This is a genomic window from Chromobacterium sp. W521, from assembly GCF_052805975.1.
The window spans coordinates 123,742-136,930 of the sequence record NZ_JBRBAF010000003.1 but is presented as its reverse complement, the minus strand read 5'-3'; the positions used below and the strand labels follow the sequence as shown (position 1 = coordinate 136,930).

17 protein-coding genes are annotated in these 13,189 nt (G+C 62.4%); 2 read left to right on the top strand and 15 right to left on the bottom strand.

Going from position 1 to position 13,189, the window contains the following annotated elements; genetic code table 11:
- Positions 1–14: 14 nt before the first annotated feature.
- The 15 genes from acpS to rpoE all read right to left on the bottom strand — a co-directional run bounded on the left by acpS (position 15) and on the right by rpoE (position 11,649).
- Complete coding sequence (gene acpS / locus ACUXV1_RS05320) at positions 15–404, bottom strand: holo-ACP synthase (protein WP_081556167.1); 390 nt, start codon at positions 402–404, stop codon at positions 15–17.
- The gene (locus ACUXV1_RS05315; RefSeq protein WP_179140790.1) at positions 401–964 is read right to left on the bottom strand and encodes a metal-dependent hydrolase; all 564 of its coding nucleotides are present in this window, start codon (positions 962–964) and stop codon (positions 401–403) included. Before ACUXV1_RS05315 ends, acpS begins: the two co-directional genes overlap by 4 nt.
- A gap of 5 nt (positions 965–969) precedes the next feature.
- Complete coding sequence (gene pdxJ, locus ACUXV1_RS05310) at positions 970–1,695, bottom strand: pyridoxine 5'-phosphate synthase (protein WP_019103648.1); 726 nt, start codon at positions 1,693–1,695, stop codon at positions 970–972.
- 23 nt (positions 1,696–1,718) lie between these two features.
- A complete protein-coding gene (gene recO, locus ACUXV1_RS05305; protein ID WP_446014985.1) occupies positions 1,719–2,447 on the bottom strand; it encodes a DNA repair protein RecO in 729 nt (242 codons plus the stop codon).
- On the bottom strand, positions 2,447–2,767 hold the full coding sequence (locus ACUXV1_RS05300; RefSeq protein ID WP_114153215.1) for an antibiotic biosynthesis monooxygenase family protein: 321 nt from the start codon (positions 2,765–2,767) through the stop codon (positions 2,447–2,449). Before ACUXV1_RS05300 ends, recO begins: the two co-directional genes overlap by 1 nt.
- Positions 2,768–2,774: 7 nt before the next feature.
- Positions 2,775–3,665, bottom strand: coding sequence for a GTPase Era (gene era / locus ACUXV1_RS05295; RefSeq protein WP_019103645.1), 891 nt, complete (start codon positions 3,663–3,665; stop codon positions 2,775–2,777).
- Entirely contained in the window at positions 3,662–4,381 is a 720-nt protein-coding gene (gene rnc / locus ACUXV1_RS05290; protein ID WP_370551764.1) for a ribonuclease III, read from the bottom strand. The genes era and rnc overlap by 4 nt, the downstream gene beginning before the upstream one ends.
- Positions 4,378–4,740 carry a DUF4845 domain-containing protein gene (locus ACUXV1_RS05285; RefSeq protein ID WP_081556171.1) on the bottom strand — a complete coding sequence of 121 codons (363 nt, stop codon included), beginning with the start codon at positions 4,738–4,740 and terminating at the stop codon, positions 4,378–4,380. The genes rnc and ACUXV1_RS05285 overlap by 4 nt, the downstream gene beginning before the upstream one ends.
- Positions 4,741–4,771: 31 nt before the next feature.
- A complete protein-coding gene (lepB, locus tag ACUXV1_RS05280) occupies positions 4,772–5,740 on the bottom strand; it encodes a signal peptidase I (RefSeq protein WP_043641598.1) in 969 nt (322 codons plus the stop codon).
- Positions 5,741–7,534, bottom strand: a complete 1,794-nt coding sequence (gene lepA, locus ACUXV1_RS05275; RefSeq protein WP_081556173.1) for a translation elongation factor 4 — start codon at positions 7,532–7,534, stop codon at positions 5,741–5,743.
- A 173-nt stretch (positions 7,535–7,707) separates the two neighbouring features.
- Positions 7,708–7,947 carry a glutaredoxin family protein gene (locus tag ACUXV1_RS05270; protein ID WP_043641595.1) on the bottom strand — a complete coding sequence of 80 codons (240 nt, stop codon included), beginning with the start codon at positions 7,945–7,947 and terminating at the stop codon, positions 7,708–7,710.
- Positions 7,944–9,362, bottom strand: coding sequence for a DegQ family serine endoprotease (locus ACUXV1_RS05265; protein WP_043641594.1), 1,419 nt, complete (start codon positions 9,360–9,362; stop codon positions 7,944–7,946). The genes ACUXV1_RS05270 and ACUXV1_RS05265 overlap by 4 nt, the downstream gene beginning before the upstream one ends.
- Positions 9,363–9,598: 236 nt before the next feature.
- Positions 9,599–10,558 carry a MucB/RseB C-terminal domain-containing protein gene (locus tag ACUXV1_RS05260; protein WP_043641591.1) on the bottom strand — a complete coding sequence of 320 codons (960 nt, stop codon included), beginning with the start codon at positions 10,556–10,558 and terminating at the stop codon, positions 9,599–9,601.
- Complete coding sequence (locus ACUXV1_RS05255; protein WP_043641589.1) at positions 10,559–11,047, bottom strand: sigma-E factor negative regulatory protein; 489 nt, start codon at positions 11,045–11,047, stop codon at positions 10,559–10,561.
- Positions 11,048–11,049: 2 nt separating this feature from the next.
- Positions 11,050–11,649, bottom strand: coding sequence for an RNA polymerase sigma factor RpoE (rpoE, locus tag ACUXV1_RS05250; RefSeq protein ID WP_043641588.1), 600 nt, complete (start codon positions 11,647–11,649; stop codon positions 11,050–11,052).
- 315 nt (positions 11,650–11,964) lie between these two features.
- Between rpoE and prpB the strand changes: the two genes are divergently transcribed.
- Both prpB and ACUXV1_RS05240 read left to right on the top strand, forming a co-directional pair.
- On the top strand, positions 11,965–12,852 hold the full coding sequence (prpB, locus tag ACUXV1_RS05245; RefSeq protein WP_446014984.1) for a methylisocitrate lyase: 888 nt from the start codon (positions 11,965–11,967) through the stop codon (positions 12,850–12,852).
- Complete coding sequence (locus ACUXV1_RS05240) at positions 12,839–13,168, top strand: cupin domain-containing protein (protein ID WP_446014983.1); 330 nt, start codon at positions 12,839–12,841, stop codon at positions 13,166–13,168. Before prpB ends, ACUXV1_RS05240 begins: the two co-directional genes overlap by 14 nt.
- Positions 13,169–13,189 lie beyond the last annotated feature (21 nt).

Genomic DNA, 13,189 nt, shown 5'->3' with positions numbered 1-13,189 from the left:
GGTTTGCTTTCTATCTAGCCGGGCGCGGAGCGCTCCAGCACCACAAAAGCCAGCGCGTGACCACGCTCGTCGCTGATAGACAGATGACGCGCGCCCACGCCGCGCTGGCTTAAAAAATCTTCCAATTCGGGGCTAAGCGCCAACAGCGGCTTACCCCATTCATCATGCTCGACCCAGATCGCCGTCAGCAGCGCCGGAGCGCGCACGCCGATGCCCAAGGCCTTGGCCAAGGCCTCCTTCACCGCGAAACGCTTGGCCAGGAAGCGCGCCGGATCGGCGCTGTCGGCAAAAGGCCCTTGCTCTGCCGGCGCCAGCATCCGCCGCCCCAGCTTGAAGCCCCAGCGCTGGAACATCGCGCGCATGCGCTCGATTTCCACCAGATCAGTGCCAATGCCGTAAATCATCGCCCGCCCTCCCCGCGTCCTCGCAACCAAACCGCGCGGGCCATCCACAGCAGCAGACAAGGCAGCCAGACGTACAGCAACTCCGAGCTCAACACCCGAAGACCCTTAGCGCCCAGCCAACGGCTGGGCGTCAACGGCGAGCCCTCGATCGGCCGCCAGTCGAACAAGAAACGCCCCTGGTGCCAGGGCATCGCCAACGCCGGGCCATGGGTGGCGTCGGTCCACATATCCAACAGCGCATGGGACGACACCGCCAGGCACAACACCGCGAAGGCGCGCAGCGGCCCCAGTTCCAGCCGCTGCCACCAAGGTCGCCCGAAGGCGGCAAGCAGGCCGCCGGCGATCAAGGCCAGCGTCAGCGAATGAGAGATGCCTCGATGCCCCCAGGGGCTGGCGTAGGGAATGCCCAGCTTGAAAGTGATCACGTCCAGGTCCGGCAGCATCGCCGCCGCGCCGCACAGCAACAGCCACCCGGCCATGCCGGGCGCGCGCAGCGGCCGCGGCGCGCACAGACCGGCCAGCGTGGCGCCGGCCAAGGCGTGGGTAACGACGGTGGGCACAGCGCTTAACCGCGAGCGGCCGCCATCAGCGCCTTCATCTCCTTCACCGCCTCGGCGAAGCCGACAAACAGCGCCTGAGCGACGATGGCGTGGCCGATGTTCAATTCGGCGATCTGCGGAATCGCGGCGATCGGCTGCACATTATGGTAGTTGAGACCGTGCCCGGCGTTGACCACCATGCCCAGCTCGGCGGCGAAAACGGCGGCATCGCGGATGCGCGCCAGTTCGGCGTCGCGCGCCGCGGCGTCATGGGCGTCGGCGTAAGCGCCGGTGTGCAACTCCACCACGCGCGCGCCGGCGTCCCAAGCGCGTTGAATCTGCGCGCGGTCCGGGTCGATGAAGATGGACACGCGAATGCCGGCTTCCTGCAAGCTGCGGGTATAACGGCTCACATCGGCAAAGTGGCCGATGGCGTCCAGGCCGCCCTCAGTGGTGACTTCCTCGCGCTTTTCCGGCACCAGGCACACATCCTCCGGTTTCACCGCCAACGCATTGGCCAGCATTTCCTCGGTCATCGCCATTTCCAGGTTGACCCGGGTCTTGACCGTCTGGCGCATCGCCACTACGTCGGCGTCCTGGATGTGGCGGCGATCTTCGCGCAGATGCAGGGTGATCAGGTCGGCGCCGGCGGTTTCCGCCACCAGCGCAGCCTCCACCGGGCTGGGATAACGGGTGCCGCGCGCCTGACGCAAGGTGGCGACGTGATCGATGTTTACGCCCAACAGAATCATATTCACTCCCGATTAGGTTCGCCTCAATCCGACAAGGAATTGACGGCTTGCAATAGCTCGCGCGAAGCCAGCGGCTCCTCGCCCAATAAAGCGGTCAACCATACCCGCATCAGCGCCCGCGCTTCAAGCCGGGTGGACGCCTCCGCGTAGTCGTCGGCCTCTATCGCCAACAGGCTGGCGCCGCTGAGCCGCAGCCCGCGCTCCAGGCTCTGGCCGGCGTCGCGCTCCGGCGCGGCGTTGCCCCGACACCAGTAGCTGACGCTCGCGTCCACCTCCGCGCCGTCGCCGTCGCGCAGCAGGCTGGGCGCGTAGCCCAACACCTGGGTCAGCCTCAGCTCATAACGGCGCAACACCGCCGCCAGGCCGCTTTGGCGCGCCAGGCCGCGCACCGCGGCGTCGTAGACGGCGAAGGCGCGCGGTTCGGGGTCGTCGCGCGCGGTCAGCTTCATCATCAATTCGTTCAGGTAAAAGCCGCAGATCAGCGGCAGGCCGGACAGCTGCGGCACGCCGCCGTCCCAGTCCGCGCTGTGCAGTGTGCGCAGCTCGCCCTTGCCGAACCAAGACAGGGTCAGGGGCTGGAACGGAAGCAGCAGGCCGCGCAGATCGGCCCGAGGTCGCCGCGCCCCGCGCGCCACCACTGAGAAACGGCCATGGTCGCGGCTGAGGACCTCCACCAGCAAGCTGGTTTCCCGGTAGGGCTGCGCGTGCAGCACATAGGCCGGTTGGCGATCTACCCTGCCCGGCTGACTCATCAGGCGCCCCCGGCCGACGGCCGCGGACATGCGGCGGCCGCGCTCACGTTGAAGGCGAACACCCGATACCAGGCTTCCGGCCCGTAACGCTGCGCGATCAGGCGCTCCGCGCACTGACGCCAGGCGGCGATGGCCTCGACACTGTCCCAGTAGGACACGGTGTCCCGCCCCGGCTCGCCGCGTTCCAGGCCAAGAAAGCCGGCCTGGCAAGCCGCCAGTCGGGCGATGCGTTCCAGCAGCTCGCGGCTGCCGGGCATCTCCTGGCCTTGCTGCAGAGAAAAAATCACCGTCCAACAGGACGGCGCCAAATGATAGTGCATGAGAGCTTCAGTCCAGGCCGAATTCCCGCAGGAAACGAACGTCGTCGGCCCAGCCGGACTTGACCTTGACCCAGACTTGCAGGAAAACCTTGCCGTCGAACAGCTTTTCCATGTCCATCCGCGCCTCGGTGGAGATCTTCTTCAGCTTCTCTCCACCGCGGCCGATAACGATGGGCTTCTGGTTCTCCTTGTCCACCAGCACGCCGATATGGATGCGGCGCAAGTCGCCGTCCATCTCGAACATCTCCACTTCCACGTTCATTTCATAGGGCAGCTCTTCGCCCAGATAGCGGAACAGCTTCTCGCGCACGATCTCGGCGGCCAAGAAGCGTTCGCTCTTGTCGGTAACCATGTCCTCCGGATACAGCGGCATCGATTCCGGCAGGTGCGGACGCACCTGTTCCAGCAGCTCGCTCAAACGCTGGCCGTGTTTGGCGCTGACCACCTCAACGCCGGCAAAGGCGAATTCCGCCTGTACCTCGGCGATGAAGGCCTGCAACGCGTCGCGGTCCTTGGCCTTGTCCAGCTTGTTCACCACCAAGATCACCGGTTTGCGCTTGGGCAGCAAGGCCATCACTTCGCGGTCGGCGCCGGTGAAACGCATCGCCTCCAGCACAAACAGCACGCAATCGACGTTGCCCAGCGAATCCTTGACGCTCTTGTTCAAGGTCTCGTTGAGCGCGCCCTTGTGAAAGGTCTGGAAGCCAGGGGTGTCTACGAAGATGAACTGGGCATTGTTCTCGGTGTGAATGCCGGTGACGCGGTGGCGCGTGGTTTGCGCCTTTTTCGAGGTGATGCTGACTTTCTGACCGATCAGATGGTTCATCAGCGTGGATTTGCCGACGTTGGGACGGCCGACGATGGCGACAAAGCCGCAGTGGTATTGGATCTCAGTCATATACGTTTCTTACTCGCAGCGAGTTTTTGTTCCAGCAGGATCAGCGCCGCTTCGGCGGCCTGCTGTTCGGCGGCGCGGCGGCTGCCGCCTTCGCCTGTGGAGCCTATCGCCAGTTCGCCCAAGTCGCACTCCACGCGAAACCATTGCTCATGGGCTTCGCCGCTTTGCAACAGTATCCGGTATTTGGGCAAGGCCAGCTTGCGCGCCTGCAGCGCTTCCTGCAAGCGGGTCTTGGCGTCCTTGGCCTGACGGGTGGTGTCGATGGACGATACGCGTTCAGCGTAGAGCCGGCGCACAACCTGCTCCGCGCGCAGGAAATCGGAGTCGAAGCTGACAGCGGCGAAGGTGGCTTCCAGCGCGTCGGCGAGAATGGATGGCCGGTTGAAACCGCCGCTCTTCAGCTCGCCCTCGCCCAAGTAGAGGTAATCGCCCAGCTTGAGCTCGTGGGCGATCTCGGCCAGGGTGTTCTGGTTGACCAGATTGGCGCGCAGCCGCGACAGCTCGCCCTCGGTCAGTTTGGGAAATTGATCAAACAGCATGCGGGCGACCGTGTAGTTGAGAATGCTGTCGCCCACGAATTCAAAACGCTCGTTGTTGCCGGCGCCGTAGCTGCGGTGCGTCAAGGCTTGACGCAGCAACTCCGGCTTCTGAAATGCGTAATCCAGCGCCTGACACAGGCGCCGGAATCTATTGTCGGTTGGTATCACTTGGCTTATTGCGGGGGCTGGCCCGCTTGGGTGTCGAATTTGAACAGCAGACTGATATTGGAGAACAAAGGCACTTCGCGCTGATAAGTGGCGCGGATGTACACAAAATTACCGCCGGCCACCACCACCAGGTTTTCACCCTTGATCGAGGCGATGCCGGCCACGCCGGCCCGCTGGTTGAAATCTCGGCGAATCGAAGACTCGCCGACATTGCTCTGTGCGGACAAGGCGGTGATAGCCTGGCGCACCTCGGCATACTCCGAGTACACCGGCATCACCTTCATGCCCAGTACGAGGACCGCGCCCAGCACGATCATCACCAGCAACACGGAAAACAGCGACAGGCCCTTCTCACGGCTGAAATGCATAATGCGCTCCGAGCTTGCGATCTTGCGTTTATCAGTGAATGGTTTTGCCAATGCGCGACAGGTCGCCAAAGTTCATCCAAATCATGAAGGCCTTGCCCACCATCAGCTTGTCGTCGACAAAGCCCCAGTAGCGGCCGTCCAGGCTGTTGTCGCGGTTGTCGCCCAGCATGAAGTAATGGCCGGCCGGCACCTTGCAGACAAAACCATTGTCATCATAGCGGCAGTTGTCGCGGAACGGGAAGTCCTGCACTTGGCTCAAGGCTACTGTAGGCGAACCTTCGTTGTTCAGCACCGAGTAAGTGCGCTGACCCATGGTTTCCTTGTAGCGCTTGGCGTTGACCATCATCAGGCCCTGCTCCAGATACTCGTAGTTGCCGTCGTCTGCGTCCGGCAGCGGCTTGCCGTTGACGGTCAGACGCTTGTCGCGATACTCGACCACGTCGCCCGGCAGGCCGATGGCGCGCTTGATGTAGTTGACCTTGGGATTGGGCGGGAAATTGAACACGACCACGTCGCCGCGCTCCACCTTGTTTACCGAGGCGAACACCGTGTTCAACACCGGCACGCGCAGGCCGTAGGTGAATTTGTTCACCAGAATGAAATCGCCCACCACCAGGCCCGGACGCATCGAACTACTGGGGATCTGGAACGGCTCGGCAATGAAAGAGCGCAGCAGGAACACCACCAGAATCACGGGAAAGAAACCGCGCGAATAATCGACGAAATGACCGGCCGGGGTCTCGGCGGCGCGGCGCTTGGCCAACACCAGCTTGTCCGCCAGCCATACCGCGCCGGTGATCAGCACAAAGACCAGCATCACCGCGGTGAAGCTCATGTAGTTGGACAGCAAGCCAAAACCGCCGATCAGCACCGCCAGGTAGCCCCACTGCACCGCCTGCGGCCAATCCTTGGCGCCCTCTTGCTTCTTGCCGCCAAAAGCGATCAGCATGCCGCCGATCGCCACCGCCACGACAAACACCCAGAACAGATTTCCGCCCACTTATTTGTCCCCTACTTGAAGAATTGCCAGGAATGCTTCCTGCGGAATTTCCACGTTGCCCACCTGCTTCATGCGCTTCTTGCCCGCTTTCTGCTTCTCCAGCAGCTTTTTCTTACGGGTGATGTCGCCGCCGTAGCACTTGGCCAACACGTTCTTGCGCAAGGCCTTGACCGTCTCGCGGGCGATGATGTGGCCGCCGATGGCCGCCTGCACCGCAATGTCGAACATCTGGCGCGGAATCAGTTCGCGCATCTTGGACACCAGTTCGCGGCCGCGGTAAACGCTGGAGGCGCGGTGCACGATCAGCGACAGCGCGTCGACCTTCTCGCCATTGACCAGCACGTCCAGCTTGACCAGATCAGCGCTCTGGAATTCCTTGAACTCGTAATCCAGCGAGGCGTAGCCGCGGCTGGTGGACTTCAGTTTGTCGAAGAAATCCATCACCACTTCGTTCATCGGCAGATCGTAGGTGAGCATCACCTGGCGGCCCATGTACTGCATATTACGCTGCACCCCGCGCTTCTGGTTGCACAGCGTCATCACCGCGCCGACATAATCTTGAGGCACCAGGATGGTGGAGGTGATGATGGGTTCGCGCAACTCGTCGTACTTGCCGGCTTCCGGCATCCGCGACGGGTTGGACACCACTTCCACCGTGCCGTCCTTCATCACCACTTCGTAGTTCACCGTGGGCGCGGTGGTGATCAGGTCCATGTCGAACTCGCGCTCCAGACGCTCCTGCACGATCTCCAGATGCAGGAGACCGAGGAAGCCGCAGCGGAAGCCAAAGCCCAACGCCTGCGACACTTCCGGCTCGTACTTCAACGAAGCATCGTTCAGTTGCAGCTTTTCCAGCGCGTCGCGCAGCGATTCGTAGTCATGACTTTCCACCGGATACAGCCCGGCGAACACCTGGGACTGCACTTCCTTGAAGCCCGGCAGCGCCTCGGTGGCCGGCTTGGACACCAGGGTGATGGTGTCGCCGACCTTGGCCGATTTCAATTCCTTGATGCCGGCGATGACGAAGCCCACCTCGCCCGCGTTCAGACTCTGACGCTGAACGGATTTAGGCGTGAACACCCCCACCTGCTCGCACAAATGTTCAGCGCCGGTGGCCATGAACTTGATCTTGTCCTTGGGCTTCAGCGAGCCGTCGATCACGCGCACCAGCATCACCACGCCGACGTAGTTGTCGAACCAGGAGTCGATGATCAGCGCCTTGAGCGGACCGTCGGCCTTGCCCACCGGGGGCGGCACCTTGGTCACGATGGTTTCCAGAATGTCCTCGATGCCGATGCCGGACTTGGCCGAAGCGCGCACCGCGTCCGCCGCCTCGATGCCGATAATGTCTTCGATTTCCTGGCTGACGCGCTCCGGCTCGGCCGCCGGCAGGTCGATCTTGTTCAGCACCGGCACCACTTCCACGCCCAGATCAATGGCGGTGTAGCAGTTGGCCACGGTTTGGGCTTCCACGCCTTGCGAGGCGTCCACCACCAACAGGGCGCCCTCGCAGGCGGACAGCGAGCGCGACACTTCATAGGAAAAGTCCACGTGCCCCGGGGTGTCGATCAGGTTCAGGTTATAGACCTGGCCGTCGCGAGCCTTATAGCTCAAGGCCGCGGTCTGCGCCTTGATGGTGATGCCGCGCTCTTTCTCGATGTCCATCGAGTCCAGCACCTGGGCGCTCATTTCGCGCATTTCCAGGCCGCCACAGAATTGAATGAAGCGGTCGGCCAGGGTCGATTTGCCATGGTCGATATGGGCAATGATCGAGAAATTTCGAATGTTTTTCATGATATCCAGCAAAAGATAAGGGCACGCTAGCGTGCCCGGAACTGCCGATGGAAGCCGCGGGCCTGATGAAAGCGGCTCATCATCAGGATTGCGACCTCTAAAGCCGTTAACAGCCCATCCAGCAAGCGGGGGCACCCAAGTGCCCCCGACATAAACTCACACTGGCGCGGATTTTAGCCGATTTCGCCCAAATGTGCAGCCAATGCGGCTTGATCCAGACGCCAATGGCAGATTTCGGTCTCATCCTCCATCAGCACCGGTACCAGCTCGTTAAAGCGCCGCTCAAGCTCCGGGTCGGCGTCGACATCGACCACATCCAGCTCAAAGCCGTAACGTTCGCGCCAAGGCTGCAGCTCGGCCAGCATCTGATGGCACAAGCTGCAGTACTCGCGAAAATACAGCGTCAGCTTCACTTACCGTCGCCCACCGGCAACGGGATGAACTGGGTAACCCCCTGACGCAGCACTTGCAACGCGATCGACGACCCCTTCTTGGCCGCGGACAGCGCGGACTTCAGCTGCTCGACATTGGCCAGCGGTTCGCTGCCGATGCCCACGATCACGTCGCCCGGTTGAATGCCGGCGCGCATCGCCACATTATTGGCGCCGCGCACCAGCAAGCCGTACTTGATGCCGGCGCGCTGCAACTGAGCCGGGTTCAACACCTGCAGCCGCAGGCCGATCTGGGAGAAACTCTGCTCGGCCGGCCGCTCCTGCTGCGAACCGCGGTATTCGCGCTGCGCCAGCCTTGGATCCTGGTCCTGCTGCTCCACCGGCACCACCTTGACGGAGAGGGCCGCTCGAGTGCGCCACAACCCCAAGGTCACCGGCTTGCCGGGAGGGATGCTGCCGATCAGCCGCTGCAGATCGGAACCGGACTCCACCGGCTTGCCGTCCACCTGCTGAATGATGTCGCCCGGTTTGACGCCGGCCTTGGCCGCCGGACCGTTGGGTTCCACCGCGTTGATCAAGGCGCCGGCCGGTTTGGCCAGGCCAAAGGAGGCGGCCAAGTCCTGGCTCAGCTCCTGAATCACCACGCCGATCTTGCCGCGGCTGACATGGCCCTTGGCTTTCAGCTGGCCAACCACATCCATCGCCACGTCGATGGGGATGGCGAAGGAAATACCCATGAAGCCGCCGGAACGGCTGAATATCTGGGAATTGATGCCCACCACCTCGCCCCTGGCGTTGAACAGCGGGCCGCCGGAGTTGCCGGGATTAATCGCGGCGTCGGTCTGAATGAAGGGCACGAAAGTCTCATCCGGCAACATGCGATTCTTGCCGGAGACGATGCCGGAAGTAGCGGTATTCTCGAAACCGAACGGCGAGCCGATGGCCAGCACCCACTCGCCCACTTTCAGCGTATTGGCGTCGCCGCGGCGCACCACCGGCAGCTTGTCGGCTTCAATTTTCAACAAAGCCACGTCGGTGCGGGCGTCGGAGCCTATCACCTTGGCCTTGTACTCTCGCTTGTCCGTCAGCTTGACGGTAATTTCATCGGCGCGGGCCACCACATGGGCATTGGTCAACACGTAGCCGTCGGCGGAAATAATGAAGCCGGAACCCAGCGACGACTCTTGCCGCTCCTGGGCGCGCGGCGGCGCGAAACGGCGGAAAAACTCAAAGAACGGGTCGCCGCTCATGCCCTCGGGCAAATCGTTGCTGACCTCTCGCACCGTGGACTTGGTGCTGATATTGACCACCGCCTTGCCCTCGTTAGAGACGATCTGACTGAAGTCAGGCAGTTCCGCGGCCATTGCAGCGGGCGCCGAGCCCGCCATAATAGAGGCCGCCAGCATGGCGGAAACAATCAGTTTTTTAACCGGCATGAGCGCTCCATCTTGATGTGTTGTGGTTTAAGACGTGCCGGCGAATGCCGGCTGACGGATTTCGGCGTCGAATCGACCGCGCGCCAGGCACGCAGCCGCGAGATTCGCCGCCAGAAAAAACAGGCGAGCCGGCGACAAGACGCCGGCTCGAGCCCCGTCCGGGCCGCTCCGCGCAAGCGCGCCGCCGGAGACCAGGCCTCCGGACGGGCTTGCGGAAACGTCGACGGGGTTGGCCATCATGGCTTAAGGCTGACCTTCAACCCTTTCAACAGCCCCATCATCGCCGGCTCGGGCATGTCGCCCACCGCGGTCAGCTGATAGCTGCCCTGCGGGCCGGTAGCCATATTGATGGCGCCGTGCAGGTTGCTGCTGCGCTCCAGACGCGCGCCTTCCGGCTGCGTCTCGACAAACAGCGACAACATCACCAGGCCGTCGGAATACACCATGTGGCGCACGGACTTGCCCGCCTGACCCGGCAAGCTGCGCTGTACCGAACGCAGCAGGTGGAAGCCATTGGGCAGGCCGGACACATCGTTGTCCACCTGCGCGCCGGCCTGCGGCATGGAGGCGCCGCCCGAACGCAACAGGAATTTCTGCGCGAACTTGGGCCGATAGGCGCGCTTATCCTTGGGGCCGGTCAGGTCTAAGTCGGTGAAAGTAAACTGCTCCACCGCTTCGCCCTTGGGCGACAGGGTCACCATTTTCAACGGCAAGGAGGTCAGCGGCTCCACGCACATGCGCAGGCTGTAACGCTGCCTGTCCTTGGGCCGCAGTTCCAGCAGATTGCAATCGCGCTGAGCCACACGGTCGCTGCCGACATGCTTGAGCGAATACGACTGATTGATCTCGCTCATGTCTTCCGGCAGCAAGGCCGGAAACAAGCGCATCGCGCTGATTTTGGCCGCGTTCAAGGCTTTCTTGTCCGGCGCGAAACAGGCCAGCTCATTGCCTTTGCGGACAATTTCGCGGGAAGGCCCGTCCAACGAGGTCCGCTTTTCCCGCATGGCGTCGCCTTGCCCTTCCCTGACGATATGGAAGGTTTCCAGCGTGCCGTTCATCTGGTGCAGATAGGTGCCGTTCAGCGCCTGCTGGCGTCCGGCAGCCGCCACATTGCGCAGCAGCTGCCAGTCATCCTCTGCATGGGCGGCAGGCGCCGCCGCCACAACCATCAAGCTGATCAGAGGAATTACACGCATTTAACGGCGAGCTCCGTTTCCGTAGGATACTTTCATATTGCCTTGATCGGAGGTGACTTCCTGATGAGCCAGCAGATAGGGATCGTCGCGCTCGGGCTGGCTGGCTTGCGCCGGCTGAACCACTTGCACCGGAACGCCCTTGTCCGCCACCAACGAGGCCGGCTCGCCGCGATGCGTCAGCTGCTGCCAGCCCACCACGGCGGCAAAGCTGACGCTGGCGGCCAGCGCCACCGCGCCGGCGGTGCGGGCGCGAGCCGGGCGCAACCAGCGCCGCGGCGCAAGCACCGTGGGCTCGTCCGCCAGCCGGCTGGCGACCTGCTCTCGCACATTGAGCGCAACCATGCGGTTGGCGCGCATCGCGTCGCCAATCAAGTGATACTCGCCCCAGGCTGCATCCAGTTGCTTGTCAGATGAAATGGAAGCGATGGCTCTGGCTATGTCAGTGTCGTCCAGTTCGCCATCCATCATCGCGGATATCGTTTCTTTCATACCTACCACCTTCTGTTCTTGGCCGTATCCAGCAAAGGCCTGAGCTCGGCAGCAATCGCCTCGCGCGCCCGGAAAATCCGCGAGCGCACGGTGCCTATCGGGCAATCCATCACCTTGGCGATTTCATCGTAGGATAGACCGTCCATTTCCCTGAGCGAAATTGCGGTTCTTAGTTCCTCCGGCAAAGCCTCCACGGCGGCATTGACCGTTGCCAGAATCTCCTTGTTCATCAGCTCGGTTTCGGGCGTGTTCAGGTCAGGCAGCTGCGACGCCATGTCGAAGCTTTCACCGTCCTCGTCCTCTATCTCGCTGTTGACCACCGGACGACGTCCGGAGGCGCTAAGGAAATTCTTGGCAGTATTGATGCCGATTCTGTACAGCCATGTGTAAAACGCGCTCTCGCCACGAAACGACGGCAAGGCACGATACGCTTTGACAAACGCTTCTTGCGTCACATCCTCGATGTCAGCGCCGTCGCGGATAAACCGCGACAACAACCTGGCGAGACGTCGCTGATACTTGGCAACAAGCAGATCGAAAGCTCTTTTTTCACCTCGCTGGGCACGCTCCACCAACTGTTGATCGAGATCCCGATCACTCATGTCGTTGTTATGCTCCCTGATTTGCCCACTGGTCGTGTTTGTGGTCGTTTATGTGGACTGTGACTAGACCACCGCGCTTGCGATGAGTTCCCCCACGCGATTCAGCTGCGAAACATAACAGACCTCGAACAAAACTTGAACATTTGTTTTAACCGTATTGCCAGCGCGCAAACCAGCCCTTACACTCCTACCAAGCACTTGCTTGAATGACATAGAGATAACAATCAAAGCCAATAGTTCCCGGAATCGTCTTCTCGCTTCCGGCGCAAGCCCTTCCGGGCCTTGGCTTTGCCCGCAATAAAGGAATCCAACGCGATGAGCACACCCGGCCAACGCTTCCGTCTGGCGGTAGCACAAGAACAGCCCTTGCAGGTAGTGGGCGCGGTCAACGCCTACGCCGCCCGGCTGGCCGAGCACTCCGGCTTCAAAGCCCTGTATCTGTCCGGAGGCGGCGTGGCCGCTTGCTCCTGCGGCATTCCGGACCTGGGCATCACCACGCTGGAAGACGTGCTGATCGACGCGCGCCGCATCACCGACGTGACCGAACTGCCGCTCCTGGTGGACATTGACACCGGCTGGGGCGGCGCCTTCAACATCGCCCGCGCGGTCCGCAGCCTGGAAAAAGCCGGCGCCGCCGCGGTGCACATAGAGGACCAGGTACAGCAGAAGCGCTGCGGCCACCGCCCCAACAAAGCCATCGTCAGCCAGGCGGAGATGGTGGACCGCGTCAAGGCCGCGGTGGATGCGCGTCGCGACGACGACTTCGTGATCATGGCGCGCACCGACGCGCTGGCGGTCGAGGGGCTGGACGCCGCCATCGAGCGCGCCGTCGCCTGCGTCGAGGCCGGCGCAGACATGATCTTTCCGGAAGCGATGACTGAGCTGGCGATGTACCGTCGCTTCGCCGAAGCGGTGAAGGTACCCGTATTGGCCAATATCACCGAGTTCGGCGCCACCCCGCTGTTCAACACCCACGAGCTGGGCGAACACGGCGTCGGGCTGGTGCTCTATCCCTTGTCCGCTTTCCGCGCGATGAGCCAGGCCGCGCTCGGCGTCTACGGCGCGATTCGCCGCGACGGCGGCCAGCAAGCGGTGCTGGACGCAATGCAAACGCGAGCCGAGCTTTACAGCCACCTGGATTATCACGCCTACGAACAAAAGCTGGACGCGCTGTTCCGCCAGGAAGGCCATGGTGCCGAATAATCTGTTCGACGACATTCCGGCCCAGTTGCCGGAAGAGTTGCTGCAGACTTTATTCAGCGGCGCGAAAGGATTCCGCGTCGAACGCATCGTCTCGCGCGGCCATTATTCGCCGGACGGGTTCTGGTATGAGCAGGACGAAGAAGAATGGGTGCTGTTGCTGTCCGGAGCGGCCGAACTGGAATGCCAGGACCCGCCCCAGCGTCTCAGGCTGACGCCGGGCGATTGCGTGTCCATCGCGGCGCGCCGCCGCCACCGCGTGGCCTGGACCGCGCCGGGGCAGGACAGCGTCTGGCTGGCTGTTTTCTACGAAAAATAATTATTCCGCAGGTCTGCGATA